Consider the following 24,931-nt stretch of genomic DNA (forward strand, 5'->3'; position numbering starts at 1 on the left):
CCTCTTTTCGTTTTATCTAAGTTAGTTGTTTGTACAAACAAACATTGTAGGTTAATAAAATCCTAAATCAGAGAGTATAGTCCCCCCTGATGAAGGATTTGTTGATGTTACTTTTCTAAAATATCTCCTGCTTCACGAATGAGCGTTGTTAATGATTTACCTTCTTCTTCGCCTAAAATAGCAGAGTACGTTCGGTAAAGATCTTTCCAAGCCGCTCGAATCTCTTCCTGTGTGTTTTCTCCTTCTTCTGTTGGAAAGATAAACGATCTCTTTCCTTCTGCTTTTCGCTCGATCAACCCTTTCATAACGAGCTTGTCGATGAAACGCGTAATTGTAGAAGGCATCATATGCAGCTGTTCGGCTAACTCAGATTGTGAGATTCCTGGCTTATTATTCACTAACATGAGACAGAATGCGTGCGTAGGAGATAACCCCGTTTTTTTAAACGAATCTTCTGCCATTCTTGTGATCGCTCGAGAAAGTTTATTAACGGTAAAATATAGACAGTTATCTAATATGCAATTATCCATATTGTTTTTATCCATGGTAAAACATCCTTTTCAGTATTGCTTGTACATACAAGTTATCTTAAAACCCGTAAATTGTCAATGTTAAAATCTTCTATGATTTTCAATCTTATCATACGTTTTGCCATATAGCGCATTCAAAACAGGCTCAGAAGAAAGGAACTCATGAGGGAACCCTAATTCAATCTTACTCACTTCATTTAAACGATCAAGATGCTCAGAATCAAGCGTAAAGTCAAGACATTGCAGGTTTTCTTTCATCTGTGATTCTTTGCGGGCACCTATAAGCGGAATAATTACTCCACTTTGCTGACGAACCCAGTTCAATGCGATCTGTGATGGACTTTTATCGATTTCTTTTGCAATCTCAGCTACAACATCAGCAATCACTACATTTTTATCTTTTAATCTTGCACTGTTTGGTGAAAGTCTTTTTGTGGTATCTGAATTTTCATTTTTGTATTTACCCGTTAACGCACCGCCTGCCATAGGCGCCCATGCCGTTACCCCAATATCTAGCGAACGTGCCATCGGCAATAGATCACGTTCAGGTGCACGCTGCATTAAACTATATTCAACTTGCAGCCCGATAAAGGATGTCCATCCTCTTAATTGAGCAAGCATATTCGCCTGTGAAACGATCCATGCTGGTGTGTCAGAGATTCCGATGTATAGAACTTTTCCAGAACGGACGAGATCATCTAACCCTCTCATCACTTCTTCAATCGGTGTCGTGAAATCCCAGGCATGCAGCCATAGAAGGTCAATGTAATCAGTTTGCAGTCTCTTAAGGCTTGCTTCAACTGATTGAACTAAATTTTTCCGATGATTTCCGCCGCCATTCGGGTCGTTCGGTCGAGTCGTTAGTGAGTATTTTGTCGCGATAACAAACTCTTCACGCTTTGATTTTGCGAATTCGCCTAAAAAAGCTTCACTTGTACCATTTGTATAGTTTACGGCTGTATCAATAAAGTTTCCACCTTGTTCAACAAAAGCATTAAAGATCTTTTCACTTTCTTCTTTAGAAGCACCAAATCCCCAATCCTCACCAAAAGTCATTGTTCCAAGAGCTAACTCAGAAACTCGAAGACCGCTTTTTCCTAGTAATTTATATCTCATGTCAGTTCTTCACTCCTTACCTTCTGTAAAAACAGAAAGCGTTATTGTTAAAAATCGCTTAATTGGACACAAATGATTAATCGCTATCCGATGAAGGCATCTTTATAATCTTTTGCGAACGATTCAAAAGAAGCGGCTTTTTGGCCTGTGACTTTTTCTATTGTTTCTGAAACCTCAGCAGTATATCCTAACTTATTAATATGATATAGCTCTATCAAGGCATCAACTATCTCTGTTGGCATTCCTGCTTCTACCATAAATTGGCGAGCACCTTCAGCTGGAACATCTATATATTGAACTGGTTTGCCTGTCACAGAAGTAAGAACGTCCGCAATTTTATGATAAGAAATGGCTTCAGGTCCTGATAAATAATACGCTTTGTTTTCATGCCCAACTTCAGTTAAAACGCTGTACGCCACTTTTGCGACATCTCTTGCATCAACTAGCGCAACCTTCCCATCACCAATTGGTGCATAAATGGTTCCGTGATCCCTAATCGTGTGGGAGCTAAAATTAACTATGTTCTGCATGAACGAGTTCGGGCGCAGGAAAGTGTATGCTATTCCGGATTGCTCCATTTCTTTTTCGATTGCACTGTGCCATTTTGCTACTGTGATGGTTTCCAACTCAGCACCTGCACCTGAGATTTTGATAAGATGTTTTACACCAGCTTCTTTTGCTGCCTGAACAATATTCAGAGATAGCTCTACCATATTTGGAACAAATGGTGCTGCGAAAAACACTTTCTCAATTCCGTTCATAGCTTCTTTCAGGGAAGATTGATCTTGAAGATCTGCATGTACCAATTCAACACCTAATGCTTTTAATTCTTCGGTTTTACTTGAAGGACGAACGCTGACACGAACTTTTTGTCCGTTTTTTGCCAGTAGCTTTGTTAATTCTTTACCTATATTCCCTGTTCCGCCGATTACTAAAAACTTCGCGTTCATTTTTTTCCTCTTTTCATGTATTTTGATTAAATCACACGATCTTTCAAATCAGTTTTGTTAAAATTATGATCAAGTACATCTGGCCTTAATAGCTTCATACTCACATCCCAAAGTCTCTCAGCCGTTTCTGGATCGTTTGCATTTGGCAATGTTTGCACGGCTTTGCATTTTTCAAAATATTCTCCGCTGATTCCTTTTACATGAGGAGATGATGCAAGATATACTGGTGTGACAGCGCCATTTTCCGTTTTTGATGAAATTAAGCCAAAAATCGTTTTCAGAAACCAAGGCAACTGATGCATAATGTTTGATTTGATAATCCCTGGATGAAGACTGTTTACAGTGATGTGTCTGCCTTTTAGACGTTTTGCCAGTTCTTTTGTAAAAAGGATCAATGCCAATTTCGTAGGACCTACAGCTTTATAAAACGCATAATTTCGCTCGACCATTAAATCATCAAAGTTCATTTTTATGCCATTATGTTTGGATGCAACATTAATAATTCGGCCCTCTCCACTCGCCTCTAATGAATCTAACAAAAGGTGAGCGAGCAAGAAGTGTGATAGATAGTTTGTGGCAAAGGTTATTTCTATACCATCTTCAGTAACAGATCGTTTTGGCAAAAATACAGCAGCATTGTTGATTAAAACATCAAGCTTATTAAATTTCTGTTTAAACTCTTCTGCAGCTTTCTTTACCTGCAGCTGAGAAGAAAGATCTGCAACGATCAAATGGATATTTTCATTTCCGCTCTCAAGAATAATTTCTTTTACAGCAGCTCTCCCTCTTTCTTCACTTCGGCAAAGAATAACAACAGTCATATCATTTTTGGCAAGTTCGAGAGCTGTTGCTTTACCAATTCCCGAATTGCCACCTGTGATTAACACGATTTTATTTTTCAAATGAATTCCTCCATGTAATTATTTTTTATTTACGCTTTTGTAAGTACCTCATATGCAGGAGTACCTTGCTTAATTGGCATACCTGGTTCGAGCATTGGTATAGCTTTTTGAAAAATTGGCGCTGCCGCAATTAAGGAATTTAGTATGGAAAGTTGTTCTGCCAAAGTTCTTCACTCTTTTCTAATCAATTGCTGTTTACCAGCTAATTTCCTCGCCATCTCTAAAAAATCCGCCATTTGGACCATCTTCTTTTATCTCAGTCAGCCAAAGAATCGATTGTGCTGCTTCTTCTACACTTCTCGGCGCATTTGGTCCTCCCATATCTGTTCTTACCCATCCTGGACATACTGCATTGATCTTAATGTTGCCACTCACTTCTGAAGCAAGCACTTGTGTCAGTCCGTTTAATGCATACTTAGAAATTTTGTAAGATCCGTGGCCAGGATGCCTCATCTCTCTCATCTGTCCAAAACCGGATGACACATTGATGATCCGTCCATAATTATTTCTTTCCATCAAAGGCAGGAATGCACGAATCATATGATAAGGACCAAAGAAGTTTGTGTTCATCGTTCCTTCAAGAACACCAGCTGGAAGTTCGATTAAACTATGATTCCCATCACGGAAAACCCCAGCATTGTTAATCAAGACATCTAAACGCCCATATTGTTCTCCAACAAAACGAACTGCCTTTTGCAGTGTATCTGGATTATGGACATCCAGTTCAACAGGTGCAACATTCAGGTTTGACACTTTCAATCTAGCAGCAGCTGCATTTCCTTTTTCAAGATCTCTACAGCCTAATAAAACATGGAAACCGTTCTCTGCCAATTGTTTGCTCAACTCAAAACCAATACCTCTGTTACCGCCAGTTACAAGTGCAATTTTTTGATCGTTGGTCATTTTATCCACCTTATAGAGTAAAAATAAATAATAGTTGTATGTACACACAATTATAGTTTTACCAATTACATAATGTCAAAAGAAATTTATTATTACAAAAAAATGCCTTAATGAATATATAACTTTTGAGGCTACCCTTGGATCCTCTCTTTTTAATTTTTAGCTGCTGTAAATTGTCGCATTGATCGCTCTGCTTTGTGCAGAGGTTGTCACTGATGTTCTTGAGCACTGAGTGAATTGCGTAGTAACGGGATACGTGTTCATCCCTAATAAGCACCCCTTTTGTTGTTTGGTCTGCACCGGCTGGAAGTTATTTTTCAGGAACGTTTGAGATTTTTCAATTCTGCAGCGAGTCCGGCTCCGTAACAGCTGTTGTCGATTCAACTCCAGCGGTGCACTGAGCGCATCACCGGGAAACTTAAGTGTTCAGTCCGACCAGCCTACGGAATTAACGATCACAGCGGAACGTTCTGCATTATTTTATATATGAGAGTTCTCGCTTAAGCATCCAGCCAGTTATACCTTGGCCTTTGCATAGCATGCTCCCTTCTTTTCTCTGCACTGAACATCCCGTTTAGCGTCCCATAAAAGTATTGTGTGAAACTCGTTTTAATCCGGCGGTGTTTGTATTGAAAAACCGTTGTTTTGAAGGCGTCAATTACAAGAGGAACCATGAATTCCAGTGGACGGCCGAAGTTAAACTTTTTGTAGGCAAGGAGCGCTTTTCCCCAAAAATTATAGATTTCTAGTGCCCTGTTATAAAAGGGTTTTACTGTCTGTATAAAATCTTGTGGAACATTTTCAGGAACGAAGGTTTCATCGAGGTCTTGAAGATCGGGACTTGAAGAAGAGGTATTATTATTCGGGGCGTCTTCTTTACGTATGTTTATCTTTTGATCTTGGAGATTTTTTAAGAGATTTATAGATTCTGTTCCGGAATTCACATGTTCCTCCTTACTCTCGCCTAGAATCTCGGTCTCTTCACGCTGTATCATTTCCGTTACGCTCGGTGGATCAAATCGTTGAAACACAAAGACATTATGTGCGAATCCTCCATTAGCCCGGTATGTTTTATGTACGTCTAGAATTCCTGCTTTTTTTGCTTTTCGAAGCATTCTAATGAACGTCGCACGAGAAAGGCTTCTCTTTTTTTCTGTGCTTTTTTTGACGAGTGTATCGATCTTCGCGTTCGCCACTCCTGGGACAACAACGCTATATTGGCTTAACAGGTCAAAGGCCATAAACTCTGATTTTGTTAACAGACTTGGATGATTTTCTAAAAAACGTTTCTTATGCTCATTGAACTCATTTATGCTGTTAAACTGGCTAAACCTTTTAAACTGCTGGATGTTTCCTGCTCTCAATTTTTCTTCCTCCCTTTTGCTTGACTCATCTTTTAAATCGCTTAAAAAAGGAAAAAAGAGCCATCGAAGAGAAATATTTTTAAAAATGCTTTTTAAATAAGGAGAAATGTATGATTTGTTCTGTTTCTAAGGGGAGTCTTTTTTACGAGATAGTTGGTGAAGGTTTTCCGATTGTTATACTGCATGCGATGGGCACAGATCACCGGTCGATGAAGGCTTGGGTTGAACCAATCTTTGAAAAAATCACGGGCTATAAACGTATTTACGTTGATCTGCCTGCTCATGGTTATAGCCAGATTTCGAACGACTTGAAGTCTTCAGATGATATTCGTCAAAATTTACTAGACTTTATTGATTACATACTGCCACAACAAACTTTCTCTATTATCGGCACTTCTTATGGAGGATATTTAGCTCAGGGCATTCTTAATCAAAGACTGGAGCAAATAAAAGGAATCTGTCTGCTCAGTCCCGCCCTGCATATGAGGAATCGAGTTTCTCCTGAAAAAGTTGTCTTGGCTCGTGATGAGGAACTTCTAAACCAGCTGGATCCAAATATTCGAGCAGGCTTTGAAACATTGATGATCTATCAGGATAAAAAGCACTTTGAGTATTTTTTACGGGAGATTCAGCCTGGACGTTTGCTCGCAAACCGAGAATTTTTGCTCTCAAACTGGAGAGAAAAAGGTTACTTTTTTAGTGAAGAACTCTTTGGAGAAGTTGATCGAGTGGATCAACCCGCCCTTATTGTGACTGGCAAGCAGGATTCGATCTGCAGTTATAAGGACCCATTTGTCCTGTTAGAAAAATTTCAGCGGGCTTCTTTTGTGGTTTTGGACGAGGCTGGTCATATGCTGCAGATTGAAAAAAGAGAACTGGTACAGGAGCTTGTTTCGGAGTGGCTTATTCGAGTTAATCATGAAAAAAAAGGCTGATATCTATAGTCAGCCTTCTACTTATATTTGAGCTCGATGTACTTTCTGAATGGACACTTTTTTGTGTTTGTTGAATTATTTTATTTTTCGCGAGATTAATGCTAAAATCCGCGAGATTATTAAAAAATGTTTTCCTCAGGTAGAATCACAGCTCCAAAATCAGGATCAACACCTACAATTCCACTCTTCTTATTATTTCTTCACCATCTCCGGCATCAAAATCTTCTTATCAATCGATTTTTCTTCATTTTTCAGCCGGGAGAAGATCAAATCACCCGCAATACCTCCGATTTCGTCAGGACGCTGCATAATGACGGTGAGTTTTTGCTTAAATAAAGAAGAAAATTCCAAATCGCCAATCGAAACGACTTCAATAGAGTCCAATTCGACGCCTAACTCCTGTAAACCAAGATATAAGCCGTATGTCATTTCATTATTCAATGAAAAAACTGCTGTCGGCTGCGGTTCAAGTTTCATTAATCGTTTGATTCCTTCGATTCCTGATCGTCTCGTAAAATCACCCTCATAGACAAAACTAGGATTCATAGACTTTCCTGCTTTTTCAAAAGCGTTTATCGCTCCACTCCATCTTTCTTTTGCCGTAATGACAGTTGGTGGTCCGCTGATGATTCCGATTTGCTGATGTCCTTTTTCCAATAAGTATGTTATCGCATTTTCAGCAATCGCTTCGTTATCTTCTGCAACGACATCGAGATTCAGCCCTTTTATCTGGCGGTCTATTAAAATGACTTGTATACCGGAAACTGTGATTTTGCTGATTTTGTCTACATTTTCGCCAGTACCCGCCAGAACGATCCCTTCTACCCTTTGCTCCAAAAGGAAATTGAGCGATTCTTTTTCCTTTGAAGAGTCTTCTTCCGTATCCATGATTAGGAGATGGTAGCCAGCACCGAGGCATTTTCGCTGGATCTGCCTCGCCATCTGCATGAAATAGGGATTCGTCATATCCGGAAGAACCAGCCCGATACTACGTGACTTGTCTTGTTTCAGACTTCTCGCAATTGAGTTGGGCTGATAATTCATCTTTTCCACTGTTTTTAACACTTTTTCTCTTATATCTGCACTCATATAGCCTTTATTATTTAACACGCGGGAGATGGTAGCCGTTGAAACACCGGCTTCCCTCGCTACTTCTTTTATTGTCACTTTCGGCAATATCATCTACTCCCTGACTGAAGTTAAACTTTACATGTTTTTTATTATACACGGGATATTAACTTCATCATCCTGTTCACGATCTGCTCATTTTTTTCAAATCATGCAGCATGTTATTTTCGGTTCCAAACGTATCATGAAGTTTCAAATAATGCTCATATAGGCGATCATAAATCTCAACGTTTTTTGGTATTGGTTTGATTCTTTCTGTCTTTACCCGTGCCATGTATTCAGCGGCTTCAAAAATGGTTTCATAACCTCCGCTGCCTTTTCCTGCCGCAACGGCACCGAACATAGCGGCACCTAATGCAGGCGTATGTCTGGAATCCGCAATCTTCATTTCCCGATTCGTCACATCAGCATAGATCTGCATCAACAATTGATTGACTTGCGGGAGACCTCCGCACGTGAAAATTTCATTGATTTCAAGTCCAGACTCTTCAAACGTCTCGATGATTTTTCTCGTCCCAAAAGCTGTAGCTTCGAGCAGTGCCCGGTAGATCTCTTCCGGTTTTGTGTTCAACGTTAATCCAACGATCAGACCGCTTAAATTCGGGTCTCCTAAAATGGACCGGTTTCCGTTCCACCAATCCAATGCGAGAAGTCCAATCTGTCCAGGCTGATAAGCACTTGCTTTTTCTTCCAAGTATTGATGAACAGATAGATTTTTTTCTTTTGCTTGCTGTTCGATATATGCGGGAACAGCTTGATCGATATACCATCCGAAAATATCTCCAACGGCTGCCTGTCCTGCTTCGTATCCGTATAAATCTGGGATGATTCCATCCTTAACAACACCTGAAACACCTTTTATATATTCTTCTCGATCCGAAAGATAGATGTGGCACGTTGAAGTTCCCATTGCCATCACGAGCTGGCCTGGTTTTACCGCACCGACTGCCGGTACTGCTGAGTGAGCATCAATGATTCCGACAGCTACCGGAGTGCCTGGAGCGAGCCCCATTGAAACAGCCATCTCTTCGTTAAGTACTCCAGCTCTTGATCCGATCGATAATACGTCACCCCGCATTTTTGTTTCTGGGATATCTTCTAATCTAGGATGCAATTTTTTTAAATATTTTTTGCTCGGATAGCCTGATTCGCGATTCCAGATCCCTTTATAACCGCTATTGCAGCTGCTTCGTACCAACTGATCGGTTAACTGTGATGTAACCCAGTCACCCGCTTCCAAAAAGAGGTCTGCAGCTTCATAAAGTTCAGGTGCCTCTTTTAAAATCTGTAGGATCTTCGGGAACATCCATTCAGAAGAGATCTTTCCGCCATATTTTTGTAAAAATGGCTCGTTCATTTCTTCAGCCGTTTTTGTGACTTCATCCGCTTCAACATGTGCCGCATGATGCTTCCACAATTTTACCCAGCTATGCGGGCTGCTGCTCCATCTTTCATCCAAGCATAATGGTTTTAAATTCTCATCGAGAGGCAGCATCGTACATGATGTAAAATCAATGCCAAGCCCGATCACGTCATTCGAGCTGATTCCCGCTTTCTCCAAAACGTCCGGAACAGATCTGTAAAGCACGTCGAAATAATCTTGGGGATGCTGAAGCGCCCAGTCACTTCCAAGCTTTGTTCCATCGGGAAGTGTTTCATCTATCACTTTATGTTTGTAAGGTGTGACAGAACTGGTGATTTCTCTTCCATTTGCCATATCAACAAGGACTGCTCTTCCCGATTCTGTTCCAAAATCAATACCTATCGAATATTTGACACCCATAAGACTCCTCCCTTCTGATAAAAAAGATTATGACTTGTACAACGGGCCAAACGCAGAACATGCACGATAGTCGGCTTCCATCAGATTATCTGTCCCGAACGCACTCCACGCACTTGGACGGAAGATTCGTTCTTCATTCACATTGTGCATGGATACTGGAATCCGCAGCATCGATGCTAATGTGATAAAATCTGCACCGACATGGCCATAGCTTAATGCACAGTGATTGGATCCCCAGTTGTACATCACCGAGTACACATCTTTAAAAACTCCTTTGCCTGTCAGCTTCGGAACAAACCAAGTAGTCGGCCATGTGGCGTTCGTTCTTTTATCCAATGTGTCATGAACATCATCTGGCAATTCAACAGTATATCCTTCAGCGATCTGTAAAACAGGTCCGATTCCTTTTACAAGATTGATCCGTGCCATCGTTACGGGCATTTCACCTTTTGTTGTATAATCCGTCGAAAACCCGCCCCCTCGGAAAAAGTCTACTGCCTGGCACCATTCTGTATGATCTAAGCACTTTCCAACTTCTTCTTCCGTGATCTCCCAATGTGGTTTCATGGCTGGTTTCCCGTTGATTTCTTGCTGCCCTGTTCCATCTAGTGCAGCTGGTCCGGAGTTGATCAGATGGATGATTCCATTTTCTGCTTTTCCGGTTAACTTCTGTCCTGTCACTCGTTCAACGGCTTTCGGACTCCAATACGTCCTTACATCCGCAAAAATCTGTGCAGCATTTGTTAAAAGATGACCTAATAACATCGTTACTCCGTTTAACGTATCATTTTCTGTGGCGATGACGAACGGTTCCCGAATCCCGTTCCAATCGAATGATGAAGAAAGAATGGCTTCCATAAAATCACCGTTCGGCATAAAATCTGTCCAAGCACGCTGTCCTTGAAACCCAGAAGCGATCGCATTTCTCCCCAAAGCTTCCTCACCGAATCCCTTTTCAGCAAGCTTCGGATTTCCAATCATGAGGTCTTTTGCGATAAGCGTCATTTTGACAACCGTCTGCCAGTCTCCTTCCTGCTGCTCAGGTGACCGCTGAAGTTCAGGTGGATTAACGTTCTGACCTTCTTTACAGTTTTCCTTCACCCAAAGAAGAGCTTTTTGAAATTCTCCTTCGTCATAAATGTTGAGTTCCATTCTGCGGATCAGTTCACTCATATCCACATACTCATTTCTCATGCCAAGGTACTCTTTAAAAAAGTCCTCATCCACGATACATCCCGCGATTCCCATGGATACAGAACCAATGGATAAATATGATTTTCCTGGAATGATACTTACGCCCACTGCCGACTTCGTAAACTGCAGCAGTTTCTCTTGAACATCTTCCGGAATAGACGAGTCTTCCATTTCCTGAACATCACGTCCATATATATTGAAAACAGGCAATCCTTTTTGGTTATGAGCAGAAGAGGCAGCAGCCAGATAAACAGCGCCTGGCCTCTCAGTTCCATTGAAGCCCCAGATCGCTTTTATCGTTAATGGATCTTGATCAATCGTTTCAGTCGGATAGCACCACGATGGTGTTACGGTAATCGTAATATCTACCCCACTAAGCCGAAACTTCTCCTGTGCTTGGGCTGCTTCTGTCACCCCTCCGATACATGTATCTGCAACGACACATTCTAATGGTGAACCATCTGGGTATTTAATTTTCTTTTGTAAAAAATCTGAGACCGAGATTGCAAGATTCATTGTTACCTCTTCTAATGATTCGCGTATGCCTCCCCGACGCCCATCGATCACCGGACGAATACCAACTCTCGGAAAATCCCCTACTAATCTTTTAGTTGACTTGTTTTTCATCTCACTAGTTGTTTGCAATGGAAACTCCTCCTCTTGTATGTAATCGTTTACATATGTTCAGAAAAAAATCTCATGTCCATATGTGTAATCGTTTACATAGACTATAAATCAATCTTTTCAGATGAACAACCTGTAAAAGAGGAAAAAGAAGAATCCATCCTAATTTACTAGTCTGGAAGGTTCATTTATTTTCCGGATTTTTGGATTTTTCGGGTATCTCAGTATTCGTATTCTTTCAATACGGACACCTTTTTCATTTCAATACGTTTTCGGAGATTATTTCATTTTCCGCGAGATTATCATATAACGTGTTTTTCTCAGGAAGAATTTAATATTAAGAACTTCTCCTCTCCTTCTTTATTTGGTGAATGATAAAGATCAGGCTTACAAATCCGGCAGTAAAAGAGCCTGGAATACTGAATAACAGGTATCTCCACTCACCAGTAATGATAGAAACAATGCTAAACAGAATAGGAAAACCTACTAATACAAAAAGAGAAACAACTAGTCCTAACCTTGTATTGTTTTCCATTTTTTCTCCTCCTATTTTATTGATTCTTATAGACTTGTATTATCGTTTCAGCCAATTCGGTAAAATCCTTCGCATCTTCTTCCTTGTCGCAGTCACTCCATTTATAATGCTTTTTTCCTTCATTTATCCATACGGTAAGATCGTACTTCATTTTAGATGTCGTACATGTATCTTGTTCATATTCCCGAATTTGATAATTAATAAATACTAGATTCTTTAACACGATATTCTTATCTTTATTTTCCATCGGAGCATTGTTTGTATCGATGACATTTTCCAAATTCGCTCCGTATTTAAGTGCAAAATCAAACCTGCCTTCTTTTGAACTATCATATTGTAAAGTAAAGAGCTCAATTTGCAGTGCATCACCGCATTGTTCTAAAACCGCAGTCATCTCATTATTTTTCTCTTCCATATGAAACATTTGACACGATGTTTTCCTAATTTCTCCGACTCCAAATTTATCTTCAGTTGTATCTAGTTTATATTTATAGGTCTTGCCATCATAATTTATATCTTGGTAAATCGGATCTCCTTCTTTCGTATATTGTGTAATCCGTATCTTGTCACTTTGATGATCGGCAGAGCTTTTTGAAAAATGGTACAACCGTTCTCCATTTTCAATCCTGCTGTTCCCCATCTTGATCTCATTTTTTGTACTTACAACCTGATCCTCTTTTTGACATGCGGATAAGAAACATATAGTTACGAAGAGCAATACCCAGTATCTCATCAGACCATCCCCTAATTAATTTCTATTTATTTCCACCCATTATAAATCTATTTGATACGTTTAAAAAGGAAAATTATGGACTTTGTCGAATTTTGGGAATAAGGGGGATTTATCATTGAAGAAAACAACAGGAATACTCAAACCCATTTTTATTCCCATCATCTTTTTTCTCATTGTATTTTCAGTATTAACGAGTCAGAATCTCGCACACGAAAAAGAACTTCCCGCAGAGGGCTGGAGTCGCTCCCTGCCATTAAATACAGGAACTTTTGGCGAAGTTAAGCCAGTCGTTTTTAAAGAAAATAGCCACTATCAAGTATTTGTACCAAAAGAAAACGAAGTCCTATCTTTTTGGGTGAACGATAAGCTGCAGGTTAGCCATAAGAAAACAATACCTGTCTCAATCCCAAGCGCGCAAAATTTCTGGACCGATCATGGAGACTTCATTTTTGTAAAAGGAACTCAGCTCATCCATTTTGACGGAAAACAAGAACGTGTCCTCGATAAAGATGTTCTAGGCATGGATTCTAATAAAAATGCCATTATTTATTTTAAAAGGCATGAAATTTTAAGTGTTGATTCAAAATCTTTTGAGGTTCAATCGCTTGATAAGGTGAAGGAAGATCTTAAATCTGTTGCTCTGAATAACACTTCAAAATCTTTTATTTCTAAGACAAGCTATTTGAATCCTTATAAAAAAATTAAAGCTATTTTTTATGAATATAAGAATTATGCTTTTTCTAAACATGTACTGTTAAACACGGATGAAGCTATTTCAGAGAACCGGTCCAGCTTTTACTTTGTAGAAAACGGTTCTGATTTAACCGTGTATTATATGCTGTTCAAAAACTATTCTGGCGGAAAATCATACACCCTTTACCATGGAACGAATAAATTGGACGCAAACTCCGATTGGAATTTCAATCCGATGACCTTTCAGGATAAGAATGGCGTTGAACTCGAAAATCCTAAGTTTGTCCAGTATGGTGTTGATGAGAACAACAAAGTCAGAACTCTCTTCACAACACGAGCAAAAAAATCTTTCGACAAAGAGGCAGTCAATGTTTATGAAGCGAAGCAAAAAGGTGATATTTGGCTAACAGAGAGAAGAAGCACAACAAACTACAATTCTATTCATCCTCAATGGATCGGAAATGAGTCTATTATGTGGATGAATATGACTGGACAGAAAGAATTTACGTATAGCGGTGCCTCAACGAATCAAGAGATTATTGAGAAGAGTCTTATCACAACAAAAGAAGACATTAAACAAACGGCTTCGAATACCATTCTTTCTATGTTCAAAGGACTTATTCTAGGTATGAGCGCATTGTATTGGGTTGCACCAGCCGCTCTATTTGCCCTTATCATTTATTTAGTGAAACTTCAACTAATGGAAGACGAGGATAAGCGTGTGAAGTATGCCATATTAGCCCTGTACCTCGGTATCCAGTTTATCTTTGTTCAGAAACTGTTCAATGACCATTTTTATTTTTTCGCACCTGACTTCCTTACGTTCAGCGGCAGTTCATTTATACTTCCTGTCATTATTGCATTGATCAGCGGTCTTGCAGTTCTTATTGGTAAGAAAGGCAATTGGGGAATGCTCGCCACCTTATGTTATTTTGTAGTCGTCAATGTTATTTTTTTGTCCTTAACTGTGGGACCTTATATGTTTTAGGAGGGATCATCATGCAATTGTTTCATTTTGGCAAAGAGTCTGGAACTCCCATCGATAAGTTTGACTCTAATTTTATAATGTCGCGAATTGTACTGACAAAAAAACCTGCTCATATTGGGTGTATGCATTTAGAGAAAGGCGGTATAATCGGTTATCACCAAGCTGTTGTTCCTCAATTGCTGCTTATCGTAAGCGGCGAAGGATACGTTCGTGGAGAAAGTGAAGAATTCGTTCCTTTAATAGCAGGCGAGGCAGTCTTTTGGATAAAGGATGAATATCACGAAACACGTATAGACAATGGATTAACCGCGATCGTTATTGAAAGCGAAGAATTGACTCCAGCTTCTTTTATGAAAGAGAAAAAAATTGAATCAAGAGGATTATGAATATGAAACCAACAGTACTTACATCCATCTCAAAACCAATAAAAGTGAAAATCGATGGATGTGCATTAGAGTTGTCTGCACAACTTAAGTTAGAGATCGAACACTTCTGGAAGACGATCAACGTAAATGGCAGTTTCAGACGAGGCGAAGTCTTTCATGTTCATTCCATTGATGAGCATGAAGATCGTTTTGATTTCAACCTGCGCAGTTCTGATTATGCACATTATTTACATACAGTTCGAAGTGAATACATCGGGGATGAAGGCTGCAAAGTAATCTATGGAGCAGGTTTAGCAGAAACAAAAGACTCGTTCTTTGTGTTTGGAGAAATGGCTGATCATACGGCATATCCCGGCAGACTTCAATGTGTCGGCGGCGGTCTTGATGAGGAAGATATGGATGGGGAATTCTTTGATATTGAAAAAAATGTCCTAAGAGAAATGGCTGAAGAACTTGGAATAGAAGATATCGAAAGTCGATGTCATAGTACGATTCAATTCATTAAAACCGGTGGAATGTATGATTTTATAGCAGTATTGTTTCATATAAAACTAGATCTGACGTTAGAGGAATTGCAGAAAAACTATGAAAGTTATTGTGACGAACTTATTGCAAAAGGCGAACAACCTGAATTTAAAAATCTTGTTACGTTGAAAAATGAATCAAATGCCATCAGTGAATATTTACAATCCGAGCAACGTGATTGTGTCGATTATTTATTTCCTTTTTTAGAGCAATTTATAAGAAAAGCTTGAGGCTCGCTGCCTCAAGCTTTTAGTTATTCTTTATGTTTTTCTTCCATTCTTCTTTTAAAATACTCATCCTTCGATGAATTGACCGTTTCTAAAGCGGTCTTGCCTTAGTATCCCCTCTTCTGTATATCCTGCTCTTTTATAGGATTTAATGGCTTTTTCGTTATCAATCTCAACCCGAAGCCATACTTTATTTAATTGTAATTCAGTAAATCCGAATTCGAGCATTTCTTCCATAGCTGCTAATCCGTAACCTTTACCCCAATAACTTTTATTACCTATCGTGATCCCAAGTTCAGCATGCTTGTTTAGCAAATCCATATTTTTAAGGTCAATCCACCCGATATGTTCTCCATTCTCAGTAACAATAGCTTTTTGTTCATAGCCATTAGTTTTATCGATACATTGCTGAATCCATTCTTGAGTCTCTTTCTTGCTGAATGGAGGATATCTTTCAGGCATGTTCAAATGCTTCGTTACTTCTTCATCTAAGCACCATTTATAACGATCGTCAGCATCCTCAATTAATAATTCTCGTAATCTTACTTTTAAGTGTTGGTGCTTCATAATAATACTCTCCATCTCCTATATCCATTCCAGGTCTTTAGCCCGCAGCTCTGCTTCGTTTACTATTTGTATTCTGAATTCCGGATTCTCTTCCACTTTTGGAATCAGTTGTTTTGCTGTTTCAAAGTTAAAGATGACGTAACCTGTTTTTTCATGCTCAAACGTTGTGGAAACAAACCGGTCTACCTTTGCTAAGAACCAAATTGTATATGTATCCGTAGATTCCCAGTACCATGAAGCAAATGGAATCTTCTCATCCTGAAGCGTTATGCCCGCTTCTTCCATAACTTCACGTTCAAGTGCTGCATACAGATTTTCTGCACCTTCTCTTCTGCCGCCAATCGTCGTGAGGAGCTGTTCCTCTTCATCCCAAGCCATCAGGATTGTACCGTTTTCCATAATGGGAATACAGTGGACACTCGCTATTTTTTTATCCATTGGTATCTTCTTAATAAAATTGAGCATATTTTTACCTCGATTAAAATTATTTGACTCGTTCCTTCTTCTTCTGAAACGATTGTATGGACTTTTTGTATCCCAGTTTTCCAAAAAATTCTTCTTTCCCAGGCTGAGCACCTAAAAATAGTGAAGTTGGACTTGTTTCCCATGCTAGTTCCATAAGACGCTTGCCAATGCCTTGTTGTTGATAATCCGGCCGGACTAAAATTTCAGAAATCGTCCCGAAGAAATAGCCATCTGTTAATATTCTGACACAGCCTACTAATCTTTCTTCGTCCCATGCCGTAATGTTGATCGTTTTCTGTATAGCATCATACACTCGATCTTTATTATAGTTGCCTGGCCAAACGGCATTCACTAGAGATAAGAAAGATTCAACAGATAACTTTTTATCGGGTATCTCATATCGTATGGTCATATTTTTCACCCTTTTTATAAAACTAATTAAGAAAATCTATGGTGACTTTTACGAATTTCTCCGTTTCTTCTAAATCTGGAAAATGTGCACTGTGAAGAAATAATTCGATATGACTATCGTTAAGACGATTATTTATCAATTTTGAAATAGATAAGCCTGTATTACGATCAAATACTCCTGAAATAATTAAAGTTTTGTGTTCAATTCTGTTTAAACGTTCGAGAAGTGGCTGTTTCGGCGGATTTTCTTGAAGTACTTTTATCATTAGACCCGTATTGGTTAGTTTGCTTTCTTCCCAAAGTCTCCTGTTTAGTTTTGCAATCTCTTGGTTCTCAAATAATAATTGATCTACTAATTTATGATCAGCAAAACTCCAGACTTTATTGTACTTTTCTTGTAAGTTGATATCCGCCTCTAATATTTCTTCAATTTCACCAAGGATCTTACTGTTTGCCACTGACATAAAGCCTTGTATCTGTATGATTTGCTGAATGTTAGACTGCAGCAAGCTAGGACCAGAAACTACAATCTTATTAATATCATTTGGAATAGCTGACGCAATCTCAAAAGCAAGTTCTCCTCCAAAAGAGTAGCCTAACAGGTCTACCTTTTCTGTTTTTAACCAGTTTTTCAATTCTATGAAATCCTTTGTAAGGAGTTCAATCGTATAATCTGTATCTGATATTGGCTTTTCGCTTCTTCCGCAACCACGTTGTTCGTAATAAACAACCGTTCTTTCTTTAGCAAGAAAAGGACCCACTGTATGTTCAAAGGTATAATGGTTTCCCCCAGGACCACCGTGTATAATAACTAGTGGTGTAGTCTTGTTTTCGAATCCATCAACTTTAACCCAATGCTTAACTCCATTGAGATGAATTTGGTATTCACCGTTCTTTCTCTCCATTCATTTACTTCTCCTTTACTAAAAAAATATAAAAAGTACTGGCAAAAAGATAAAGGAAAAAGTAATCAACGAATAAAATTGCACAATGTACTCTTTACTCTCTCTATTAAACTTCCACTCCATAAAGGTTCGAAATATATTTAAAGAGATGATAAAAATAAAGATCCAGTATTTCGAAATCCAATCAGTGCCCTCATTTATATCTCCAAGTCCCATCACCGCTCCTGTAACAAAGGCAGCAATGATTAAGAATTCTCCCCACATATGGTATCGGTTTACAGTCCGATACACCCATCCTTCTCTTTTATGAATGCTATATTTAGCTCTTAATTTCTTATCTGCTAAAAAGTCAATCCCAATAAATGCTGCCGCAAACAACACCAAAGCAGGTAAATTCATCTATTATTCCTCCCTTTTGGGTTTAATGTATTGGAATTAATAAGACCTAACTGGTGAAATGAGATGCAGGTATGGTGATTTTTCTTCTGCTGATTCGATAATGATTGGTTTCATCGTGCCGCTAAATTTTACTTTTATCTCTGAATCTTTAATAGCTTTAATGGCATCGAGCATAAAGTTTCCATCGATTGAAATAATCAGTTCCTCTTCGCCTTCAAATCTAATAATCTCCTGTGTCTCTGCAATCGTTCCTCGTTCAGAAGAGCTTGAAGAAATGCTCAGTTTTTGTTCATTCGTCATACTAAGTTTCACATTATTATTTTTCCATTCATTCGCAAACAGGCTGGCTCGATCCATTCCTTTAATCAAAGATTCTCTGTTTAATATAAGTTCAGTTTTGTGATCATTGGGAATTAGGCTTGAAGTATTAGGATAATTGCCTGCTATTAATCGTGAGTAGAGATAGATATCCCCCATGATAAAAAGAATAGAGCTTTCGGTTATCTGCAACTCTACTTTCCCTGAATAGTGATTTAAGAGTTTTAATAGTTCTGTTACACTCGTGTTTGGTAAAATAATCGATCCTTCAAAAGGAGAGTCGATCGCAAATTCATGCAATGCTAACCTTATGGAATCAGTCGCAACTGCAGTTAGTCTGCCATTAGTGAATGTAAGATTAACTCCTGTTAGAACTGGCCGTGTTTCATTTTTCGAGGCAGCAAATGAGGTTTGTTTCATCACTTCAATAATATCTGAGCATTCTATGTATATATGATTTCCAACAGAAAATGTTGGGAGAGCCGGATAATCATCGGCATCAAAACCATTAAAATGAGTTATGATTTCACCCGTTGTTACGGTAATGCTGTTCATTTTATTCGTTTTAACTGAGATTGTTCCAGGTAATTTTTTTATTAGTTCTGTAAAATACTTAGCCGATACAACGACACTGCCAGTCTGTATGACCTCGGCTACTGTTGTACCTTCTATCTGTAATGGGATTTTCCGCTCTATGATAATATCAGCGTTGCTACCAATAAGCGTAATCCCATCGTTTTCAGCAATAATTTTGATACCTGACAAAATAGGAAGAGATGTTCGGCTTGAAATTGTCCTTCCAACTTCATTAAGTGCTTTGCTGAAAACAACTTGATGAATATTTAATTCCATATGAGCCATCCTTTCTTTGTTATATCTTAAAATTATTTTTCCTTAACTCATCTCTTATTTCCATTAAGTACTCGTTCTTTTGCTTCATTAAATTAATAATAGTAATGGCAACATAAATGACAAAAACCGGAACAGCTAACCAAATTAACACGCTAAACAAACCAAAAATGCTGAACAATGGACTCATCACCTCATCTATTTATATAATCTAACTTTAACACATTATTCCAGTTTTTCCCTTAATAAAAAAACCTCTGGCATTCATCCAGAGGTTTTACTTCTTTATTTAACTTTCGCTTCCTGTTTTTTTACAGGGATGTAGATATCGATTTGCTTTTCTTCTTTTCCGTAGCATCTCTCGTCGTATAGCTCAAACTCAATTGTACCGTCATGCTCATAGCCTGAATCCGGGAACCATTTTGAAAAAATTTCTACCCATGTAGACTGAATGGATGATGGAAAGTCTTCTTCTCTTGCTTGCGGTGTTGTGAAAACAGCATACTCCATTTCCGGGAAACTTCTGTACGTCATTCCCTCAGGAACAGAACTCCCCTCAGCGACCTCCATTCCAATCATATAAACAAACTCGCCGGTTTTTGTATTATAATCCGTACACAACCCGAGTTCTTCGTTTTTGTTTAACGGGTTCGGAATATTTGCACCTAAGTTGTTCTGAAGGTAATGCTGCCAGAACTTCGGTATTTCGCGATTATTCTCTCCATCTATATTGCTCGTTTTCAGCTCATACCCCATGATGTTGAATGCCGGTTTTGTAACTAACTTCATTTCCAATGTAAGTCCTCCCGTCAATCGGTTCATATTCAGGTAAGCTTTTTGATGCAGGAACTTAGCGATGACGTTCGTATCACGATACTCTCTAGGTGAAACGCCAAAGAATTTTTTAAATGCCCGGTTAAATGATTCATGATAGTGAAATCCAAGATCCAGCGCGATATCGATCACTTTATCATCAGAGTTAAGAAGCCTTTGTGCAGCGTGTGTGAGTCTTCTTTTTCTCACATATTCCATGACGGTTTCACCAACCAGAAAATGAAACACCCGATGATAATGAAAAGGCGAGAAACAAGCGAGCTCTGCAAGTTCCTCTAACGTAATGCGCTCATGCAGATTTTCTTCAATATAATCCAGTGTTTTTTGGATACAAACTTCATAATTCATTCCTTTTTCACCTACCCTGCATCTATCATAGCCACGATTGTCTTTTGATTCTTAACTTTTTTTGCTAAGTTCATTTTACCAAAATTTTTCCATCATTTATCTGTTCCAATGTATGTTTTATATTCTTCATGTTAAGAAATAGAGAGAATGCATAGAAGGAGAAAATACTATGGGAGATATTACAGAAGTTATTATTCGTTGCGCCCTTTCCTTTTTTATCATTGTTTATATCGTTCATCAGCTTGGTAAACAAACGATATCACAGATGACTTACCATCATTTTATCGCTTCAATTACTTTAGGCTCAATTGCAGGAAATTTTGCATTCAACACAGCTGTGCCTTTCATAAATTTTATTGTATCTTTGCTTGTATTTAGCGGCATTACTTTTTTGGCTTCTCTCCTTTCATTAAAAAACAGGAATGTCAGAGCATTATTCAATGGGCAGCCAACTGTGATCATACAGGATGGAAAAATACTTGAAAGAAACCTAAAAAAACTAAAAATGACTCTGGATTCTATGAATCAGGCACTGAGAGGAAAAGATATTTTTGATGTTGATGAAGTAGATTATGCTGTGATTGAAGCTGACGGACAATTATCCGTATTAAAAAAATCACCGTTTCGTCAAGCTGAGAAAAAAGATCTTGGCATTTTCACGCCAACGAAATCTGCATTTCCCATTGAATTAATTATGGACGGACAATTGATTGAAAATAACTTGGCACAAAATCAATTAACAATGGAATGGTTAGACGCTGAAATCAAGAATAGGGGATTGACGCTCCATCAGATTGCTTACTGTGTCCGGGGGACAAACAGTCAACTTTACTTTGACTTATATGAAGATAAAATTTCTTCACCTATAGATATAGAATCATAAAAACAGCCAGCCCCTTTATTGGGATTGGCTGTCTTCTATTATTGGATGCCAACTGCGTTAAATGCCAAATTGACGGATGTTACTTCTGGAGATGCTGCACCATACAGATCTGTTGCAGATTGAACGGCTGCTGCTCTTGACTGGCTAAAGTTTGATGAAGACGTTAGATAAGAAGTGTTCATGCGGTAGAAAATTGCTCCCAGTTTCGCACGCCCGATTCCTGTCACCGTCACTCCATAATGAGTTCCGCCTTCACTCAGCAGATAAGCGGCTTTGTTGATGATACCGCTGTTCGTATGAACGCCGCCGTTATCCCCTGTACCTGTGTAGCGTACAGAATAGTGATCAGGGTCACCGTATTTAGCCGGATTAGACATGGAACGGAGAGCATCTCCTGTTGTTGCTGGCGTGTACACGTCTTCACCGATCTCGTAGTCTGGATTGTTGTTGCTTTGATATTCTACTAGCGTTCCGAAAATATCGGACAACGCTTCGTTAAGAGCACCAGATTCATTTTGATAGACGAGATTCGAGCTGTTCTCTGTTACAGCGTGTGTAAGTTCATGTGCCACTACGTCAATTCCGCCTGAAAGCGATGTGAAAGTCGTTCCGTCGCCATCTCCATAAACCATCTGTGAACCGTTCCAGAACGCATTGTTATAGTTCTTATTAAAATGAACAGAAGATTTGATCTGTGCGCCTTTGTTGTCATACGAGTTGCGGCCGAACGTATTTTTATAATAATCATATGTCACGCCTGCATAGTAATGGGCATCAACAAACGCTCTTTCATACGTGCTGTTCAATACGTTGTCTGTACTGCTATATAAAGTGCCTGGAAGGAACAACTCAGGCAAGAACGTTCTATTTTTCATATCATACGTTAAAATGCCGTTTCCTCTCGTGTTGTCCTGCAAATAATATTTGCCGCTTGAGAGTGTGAGATTAAGAGTTTTGGAATCTCCGAGTACCCCTACACCTGTTCCAGTGGCGTTTGTACCTGATACTTCATCCATATTGTTGTAGCGGCTAAGAACCTCACCTGTTGCTGCATCGATAAAGTAGTTCCAGTTCCCTGGCTCAGGTGTTAAGAAGTTTAAGTTAACAAAATACGCATAATGAGCAATGTCGTCTTTCATAAATACAACGAGCTCTGCTTTTGGTGTTTTCTCAAATTGAGGTGTGAGTCCTAATGCGTCTTTGGCTATTTGAACGGCTTTTTTGGATTTAATCGTTTTTGTACTTTGCAGTTTTTCCTGCTTGTCCAATTCTGGGACGACTGAACCAGACACGACTTTTAACACACCATCATTTGTGACATGCGCCACTTGAGTCGATCCCCAGACGGGAACGCCGTTGTATTGCTGCTGAAGTCGGATAACCTTTGTCCCATCCGATTCTGTTGTACTTTCTTTAACGGCAAAAGAGTCTTCTGCTTTATTATTTCCAATTTTGTATGCGGATTTATGACTGTTTATGTAATCGAAAAGAACTTTCTGAGCAGTTGCCTTTGATGGTGCTGTTAGCTTCCCTGATAAAAATGAGGGCGTTCCAAAATCACTTTGTGCTTTCACTTTTACTTCGTTTGATGCAGCTGATGCTTGTGTACCGAGTGCCCCTGATACTAGTGTTGCTGCGATCCCCATCGCTACCCATTTTCTTTTCATCATCATAAAACCTCCATTTTCCTTTTTCAGTAAATTAGCTAGCAAGCAAAATCATATCACCCTTTTCGCTGAATTTATACGAATATTCAGAAAGTTAAAGAGATGTTACTAGCAGAAAATGTGTTTTTTTGTTTCATAGTGTCTTTTGTCATATTTTACCTACACTACCATAGACCCGTTTCTTTAGTCCGAACAATCATGTAATAACCCATTTAGGAAGGTTTGCGGAGATATAAAAAATGGGTTGCGTGGAATTATTGGAATTAACGTGGATATATCGAAAATAACGTGGAATTATCGAATTTAACGTGGATATAATCGACATTACCGTGGAATTAAATCAAAAGTATAGCTTCAATACATGAAATGCGGCATAACTTCAGAGTTGAAATAACCTTTTTCCTAAATCCAACCTGTTTTTTATCAAATAAGATGCTCAAACGGTAAAATACATACCGAAAAAGAAATAAAAACACCTCAAAGGGTTTCATTTTGAGGCGTCTCTCTTTTTAAGTTATTCACTTTACCAACCAGAGCCTCTTGTCTTCCCGACTACATCTCCTTCTAAAGGAAACAGTTTATATTCCCAGGCGTCATGGCACTCCGTCAGCATGTAATAGCCTCGTTCTTCATCCTTTGTGATCGTACTGCATTGCTGCGGGTTATTCATCAGCTCTTTTTCAGCTTGCTTTGAACTTAAGTAGCTTCGATCAGGCTGAACTTGAATCCAGCCTTGCTTTGCTTGCTTATCATATACATATTGCAAATCAAAAATAATCGGGGCATCAGGGTCAGCGAACTTGTCTCCTTCAAGGTAGCGGACAACGCGAATCTTGCCCTGCACCTTACTGTTCATGTCAGCAATAAACCTTTCCAGCTTATCTACATTTGTTAGATAGAAAGAATCTTGGATAACATCTTCCTTATCGGGAATGAACGTCTTACTTTTATTCTCGTTCCCGGCAGTATTTTCATTCGTTTGACCCGACTTACTCGCACAGCCCGAGACGATGAATAAGATCATAAAAATCGACAATAGCACTTTTGAAGTCACTTAAATTCCCTCCTTGTCATCCTTCATTGTACGTCAACAAACATCAGGCTGTCTTCCAATAAAAGGGCAAGAGGATTTGATAGTTTTGGAAACCCTGTGATTTTCTCACTTATTTTTTCAGGCAAAAACCACGTTGCATGATAGGCTTGCATCCCAGCATCCTGTGCTCCATTCAGCTCATCTGATCCGCCATCACCTATAAAAATTGACTCTTGTGGAGATACCCCGAGTTTCTCACAGGCCAAATGGTAGATTTGAGGTGAAGGTTTCGCGTACTTCACTTCATATGAAAATATGACAGTATCAAAATAAGCAGGCAGTTCACATGACTTCCATGCTTGTACTTCTTCTGGTGCACAGTTGCTTATAAGCCCAATCTTGATATCCATCGCTTTTAGGCGCTTCAATAAATCCATTACTTCTGGATGCATTTCACAAAAAGGAACGGCTTTTACACGAACTCGTTCTTGATGTACTTTTTCAATCGCGTCATGATCGGCTCTTTTACCGTGCGCACTTAAAATATCTCTCAGCACACTCTGATGATCTGGGAAAGTTCCATCCATTCTCAAAAATCTTCTGCTGTCCCATTCTTGTTTGAATATCTTTGGATCTAGTCCTAATTCCCTAGTAGAATAAACCGCTTTTTTCTTCTCTTCCTTCCACTCCGTTATGAGCGTTTCATACAAATCGAAAAAAATTGCTTTAATCAAGA

The 24,931-nt window shown here is 39.0% G+C and carries 27 protein-coding genes; 5 read left to right on the forward strand and 22 right to left on the reverse strand.

The window, feature by feature from the left end; genetic code table 11:
- Window positions 1-107 precede the first annotated feature (107 nt).
- The 7 genes from RGB74_RS14380 to RGB74_RS14410 form a co-directional block, all read right to left on the reverse strand.
- Window positions 108-545, reverse strand: a complete 438-nt coding sequence (locus RGB74_RS14380; RefSeq protein ID WP_310759985.1) for a MarR family winged helix-turn-helix transcriptional regulator — start codon at window positions 543-545, stop codon at window positions 108-110.
- Window positions 546-611: 66 nt separating this feature from the next.
- Window positions 612-1,646: an aldo/keto reductase gene (locus tag RGB74_RS14385; protein ID WP_310759986.1), complete on the reverse strand. Its 1,035-nt coding sequence runs from the start codon at window positions 1,644-1,646 to the stop codon at window positions 612-614.
- Between the two features lie 83 nt (window positions 1,647-1,729).
- The gene (locus RGB74_RS14390) at window positions 1,730-2,596 is read right to left on the reverse strand and encodes an SDR family oxidoreductase (protein ID WP_310759987.1); all 867 of its coding nucleotides are present in this window, start codon (window positions 2,594-2,596) and stop codon (window positions 1,730-1,732) included.
- 26 nt (window positions 2,597-2,622) lie between these two features.
- Entirely contained in the window at window positions 2,623-3,498 is an 876-nt protein-coding gene (locus tag RGB74_RS14395) for an SDR family oxidoreductase (RefSeq protein ID WP_310759988.1), read from the reverse strand.
- Between the two features lie 29 nt (window positions 3,499-3,527).
- Window positions 3,528-3,662, reverse strand: a complete 135-nt coding sequence (locus RGB74_RS14400; RefSeq protein ID WP_310759989.1) for a hypothetical protein — start codon at window positions 3,660-3,662, stop codon at window positions 3,528-3,530.
- A 31-nt stretch (window positions 3,663-3,693) separates the two neighbouring features.
- Window positions 3,694-4,401, reverse strand: coding sequence for an SDR family oxidoreductase (locus RGB74_RS14405; protein WP_310759990.1), 708 nt, complete (start codon window positions 4,399-4,401; stop codon window positions 3,694-3,696).
- Window positions 4,402-4,901: 500 nt separating this feature from the next.
- Window positions 4,902-5,765, reverse strand: coding sequence for a hypothetical protein (locus RGB74_RS14410; protein ID WP_310759991.1), 864 nt, complete (start codon window positions 5,763-5,765; stop codon window positions 4,902-4,904).
- Window positions 5,766-5,875: 110 nt separating this feature from the next.
- Between RGB74_RS14410 and RGB74_RS14415 the strand changes: the two genes are divergently transcribed.
- Window positions 5,876-6,700 carry an alpha/beta fold hydrolase gene (locus RGB74_RS14415; protein ID WP_310759992.1) on the forward strand — a complete coding sequence of 275 codons (825 nt, stop codon included), beginning with the start codon at window positions 5,876-5,878 and terminating at the stop codon, window positions 6,698-6,700.
- Window positions 6,701-6,892: 192 nt separating this feature from the next.
- Here RGB74_RS14415 and RGB74_RS14420 read toward each other — a convergent pair whose 3' ends face one another.
- The 5 genes from RGB74_RS14420 to RGB74_RS14440 form a co-directional block, all read right to left on the reverse strand.
- On the reverse strand, window positions 6,893-7,867 hold the full coding sequence (locus RGB74_RS14420) for a LacI family DNA-binding transcriptional regulator (protein ID WP_310762889.1): 975 nt from the start codon (window positions 7,865-7,867) through the stop codon (window positions 6,893-6,895).
- An 85-nt stretch (window positions 7,868-7,952) separates the two neighbouring features.
- A complete protein-coding gene (locus RGB74_RS14425) occupies window positions 7,953-9,611 on the reverse strand; it encodes a ribulokinase (RefSeq protein WP_310759993.1) in 1,659 nt (552 codons plus the stop codon).
- A 27-nt stretch (window positions 9,612-9,638) separates the two neighbouring features.
- On the reverse strand, window positions 9,639-11,432 hold the full coding sequence (locus RGB74_RS14430) for an L-fucose isomerase (RefSeq protein ID WP_310762890.1): 1,794 nt from the start codon (window positions 11,430-11,432) through the stop codon (window positions 9,639-9,641).
- Between the two features lie 334 nt (window positions 11,433-11,766).
- Window positions 11,767-11,964: a hypothetical protein gene (locus RGB74_RS14435; protein WP_310759994.1), complete on the reverse strand. Its 198-nt coding sequence runs from the start codon at window positions 11,962-11,964 to the stop codon at window positions 11,767-11,769.
- Window positions 11,965-11,980: 16 nt separating this feature from the next.
- Window positions 11,981-12,697, reverse strand: a complete 717-nt coding sequence (locus RGB74_RS14440) for a DUF4362 domain-containing protein (protein ID WP_310759995.1) — start codon at window positions 12,695-12,697, stop codon at window positions 11,981-11,983.
- Between the two features lie 115 nt (window positions 12,698-12,812).
- Between RGB74_RS14440 and RGB74_RS14445 the strand changes: the two genes are divergently transcribed.
- The 3 genes from RGB74_RS14445 to RGB74_RS14455 are packed head-to-tail and all read left to right on the forward strand — an operon-like array spanning window position 12,813 to window position 15,519.
- Entirely contained in the window at window positions 12,813-14,378 is a 1,566-nt protein-coding gene (locus RGB74_RS14445) for a hypothetical protein (RefSeq protein WP_310759996.1), read from the forward strand.
- An 11-nt stretch (window positions 14,379-14,389) separates the two neighbouring features.
- On the forward strand, window positions 14,390-14,764 hold the full coding sequence (locus tag RGB74_RS14450) for a cupin (protein WP_310759997.1): 375 nt from the start codon (window positions 14,390-14,392) through the stop codon (window positions 14,762-14,764).
- Between the two features lie 2 nt (window positions 14,765-14,766).
- Entirely contained in the window at window positions 14,767-15,519 is a 753-nt protein-coding gene (locus tag RGB74_RS14455) for an NUDIX hydrolase (protein ID WP_310759998.1), read from the forward strand.
- A 63-nt stretch (window positions 15,520-15,582) separates the two neighbouring features.
- Here RGB74_RS14455 and RGB74_RS14460 read toward each other — a convergent pair whose 3' ends face one another.
- The 7 genes from RGB74_RS14460 to RGB74_RS14490 form a co-directional block, all read right to left on the reverse strand.
- Entirely contained in the window at window positions 15,583-16,083 is a 501-nt protein-coding gene (locus RGB74_RS14460) for a GNAT family N-acetyltransferase (RefSeq protein WP_396135976.1), read from the reverse strand.
- A gap of 18 nt (window positions 16,084-16,101) precedes the next feature.
- Window positions 16,102-16,521 (reverse strand): NUDIX hydrolase, encoded by a 420-nt coding sequence (locus tag RGB74_RS14465; protein ID WP_310759999.1) that lies wholly within the window; start codon window positions 16,519-16,521, stop codon window positions 16,102-16,104.
- 46 nt (window positions 16,522-16,567) lie between these two features.
- On the reverse strand, window positions 16,568-16,960 hold the full coding sequence (locus tag RGB74_RS14470; protein ID WP_310760000.1) for a GNAT family N-acetyltransferase: 393 nt from the start codon (window positions 16,958-16,960) through the stop codon (window positions 16,568-16,570).
- Window positions 16,961-16,982: 22 nt separating this feature from the next.
- A complete protein-coding gene (locus tag RGB74_RS14475) occupies window positions 16,983-17,864 on the reverse strand; it encodes an alpha/beta fold hydrolase (protein WP_310760001.1) in 882 nt (293 codons plus the stop codon).
- Between the two features lie 18 nt (window positions 17,865-17,882).
- Window positions 17,883-18,263 carry a DUF4181 domain-containing protein gene (locus RGB74_RS14480; protein WP_310760002.1) on the reverse strand — a complete coding sequence of 127 codons (381 nt, stop codon included), beginning with the start codon at window positions 18,261-18,263 and terminating at the stop codon, window positions 17,883-17,885.
- Between the two features lie 36 nt (window positions 18,264-18,299).
- Window positions 18,300-19,433, reverse strand: a complete 1,134-nt coding sequence (gene dnaN / locus RGB74_RS14485) for a DNA polymerase III subunit beta (protein WP_310760003.1) — start codon at window positions 19,431-19,433, stop codon at window positions 18,300-18,302.
- Window positions 19,434-19,715: 282 nt separating this feature from the next.
- On the reverse strand, window positions 19,716-20,612 hold the full coding sequence (locus tag RGB74_RS14490; protein ID WP_310760004.1) for an AraC family transcriptional regulator: 897 nt from the start codon (window positions 20,610-20,612) through the stop codon (window positions 19,716-19,718).
- Between the two features lie 169 nt (window positions 20,613-20,781).
- On the opposite strand from RGB74_RS14490, the gene RGB74_RS14495 reads away from it, so the two are divergent.
- Window positions 20,782-21,495: a DUF421 domain-containing protein gene (locus RGB74_RS14495; RefSeq protein ID WP_310760005.1), complete on the forward strand. Its 714-nt coding sequence runs from the start codon at window positions 20,782-20,784 to the stop codon at window positions 21,493-21,495.
- 38 nt (window positions 21,496-21,533) lie between these two features.
- On the opposite strand, the gene RGB74_RS14500 is transcribed toward RGB74_RS14495, so the two are convergent.
- From RGB74_RS14500 to RGB74_RS14510, 3 genes are all read right to left on the reverse strand, one after another.
- Window positions 21,534-23,162, reverse strand: coding sequence for a M4 family metallopeptidase (locus RGB74_RS14500; RefSeq protein WP_310762891.1), 1,629 nt, complete (start codon window positions 23,160-23,162; stop codon window positions 21,534-21,536).
- Between the two features lie 523 nt (window positions 23,163-23,685).
- On the reverse strand, window positions 23,686-24,216 hold the full coding sequence (locus RGB74_RS14505) for a DUF4362 domain-containing protein (RefSeq protein ID WP_310760006.1): 531 nt from the start codon (window positions 24,214-24,216) through the stop codon (window positions 23,686-23,688).
- A 23-nt stretch (window positions 24,217-24,239) separates the two neighbouring features.
- Window positions 24,240-24,929, reverse strand: a complete 690-nt coding sequence (locus tag RGB74_RS14510) for an HAD family hydrolase (protein ID WP_310760007.1) — start codon at window positions 24,927-24,929, stop codon at window positions 24,240-24,242.
- Between the last annotated feature and the right edge of the window lie 2 nt (window positions 24,930-24,931).

The organism is Bacillus sp. NEB1478 (assembly GCF_031582965.1).
In the GTDB taxonomy this organism is placed as follows: domain Bacteria; phylum Bacillota; class Bacilli; order Bacillales; family Fictibacillaceae; genus Fictibacillus.

What these genes read in the sequence shown, in the direction of transcription:
- RGB74_RS14500 (WP_310762891.1), bottom strand. Translation starts at nt 23,162, where the DNA reads ATGAAAAGAAAATGGGTAGCGATGGGGATCGCAGCAACACTAGTATCA.
- RGB74_RS14435 (WP_310759994.1), bottom strand. Translation starts at nt 11,964, where the DNA reads ATGGAAAACAATACAAGGTTAGGACTAGTTGTTTCTCTTTTTGTATTA.
- RGB74_RS14490 (WP_310760004.1), bottom strand. Translation starts at nt 20,612, where the DNA reads ATGAATTATGAAGTTTGTATCCAAAAAACACTGGATTATATTGAAGAA.
- RGB74_RS14450 (WP_310759997.1), top strand. Translation starts at nt 14,390, where the DNA reads ATGCAATTGTTTCATTTTGGCAAAGAGTCTGGAACTCCCATCGATAAG.
- RGB74_RS14440 (WP_310759995.1), bottom strand. Translation starts at nt 12,697, where the DNA reads ATGAGATACTGGGTATTGCTCTTCGTAACTATATGTTTCTTATCCGCA.
- RGB74_RS14385 (WP_310759986.1), bottom strand. Translation starts at nt 1,646, where the DNA reads ATGAGATATAAATTACTAGGAAAAAGCGGTCTTCGAGTTTCTGAGTTA.
- RGB74_RS14405 (WP_310759990.1), bottom strand. Translation starts at nt 4,401, where the DNA reads ATGACCAACGATCAAAAAATTGCACTTGTAACTGGCGGTAACAGAGGT.
- RGB74_RS14390 (WP_310759987.1), bottom strand. Translation starts at nt 2,596, where the DNA reads ATGAACGCGAAGTTTTTAGTAATCGGCGGAACAGGGAATATAGGTAAA.
- RGB74_RS14475 (WP_310760001.1), bottom strand. Translation starts at nt 17,864, where the DNA reads ATGGAGAGAAAGAACGGTGAATACCAAATTCATCTCAATGGAGTTAAG.
- RGB74_RS14480 (WP_310760002.1), bottom strand. Translation starts at nt 18,263, where the DNA reads ATGAATTTACCTGCTTTGGTGTTGTTTGCGGCAGCATTTATTGGGATT.
- dnaN (WP_310760003.1), bottom strand. Translation starts at nt 19,433, where the DNA reads ATGGAATTAAATATTCATCAAGTTGTTTTCAGCAAAGCACTTAATGAA.
- RGB74_RS14470 (WP_310760000.1), bottom strand. Translation starts at nt 16,960, where the DNA reads ATGACCATACGATATGAGATACCCGATAAAAAGTTATCTGTTGAATCT.
- RGB74_RS14425 (WP_310759993.1), bottom strand. Translation starts at nt 9,611, where the DNA reads ATGGGTGTCAAATATTCGATAGGTATTGATTTTGGAACAGAATCGGGA.
- RGB74_RS14465 (WP_310759999.1), bottom strand. Translation starts at nt 16,521, where the DNA reads ATGGATAAAAAAATAGCGAGTGTCCACTGTATTCCCATTATGGAAAAC.
- RGB74_RS14430 (WP_310762890.1), bottom strand. Translation starts at nt 11,432, where the DNA reads ATGAAAAACAAGTCAACTAAAAGATTAGTAGGGGATTTTCCGAGAGTT.
- RGB74_RS14415 (WP_310759992.1), top strand. Translation starts at nt 5,876, where the DNA reads ATGATTTGTTCTGTTTCTAAGGGGAGTCTTTTTTACGAGATAGTTGGT.
- RGB74_RS14455 (WP_310759998.1), top strand. Translation starts at nt 14,767, where the DNA reads ATGAAACCAACAGTACTTACATCCATCTCAAAACCAATAAAAGTGAAA.
- RGB74_RS14495 (WP_310760005.1), top strand. Translation starts at nt 20,782, where the DNA reads ATGGGAGATATTACAGAAGTTATTATTCGTTGCGCCCTTTCCTTTTTT.
- RGB74_RS14460 (WP_396135976.1), bottom strand. Translation starts at nt 16,083, where the DNA reads ATGAAGCACCAACACTTAAAAGTAAGATTACGAGAATTATTAATTGAG.
- RGB74_RS14380 (WP_310759985.1), bottom strand. Translation starts at nt 545, where the DNA reads ATGGATAAAAACAATATGGATAATTGCATATTAGATAACTGTCTATAT.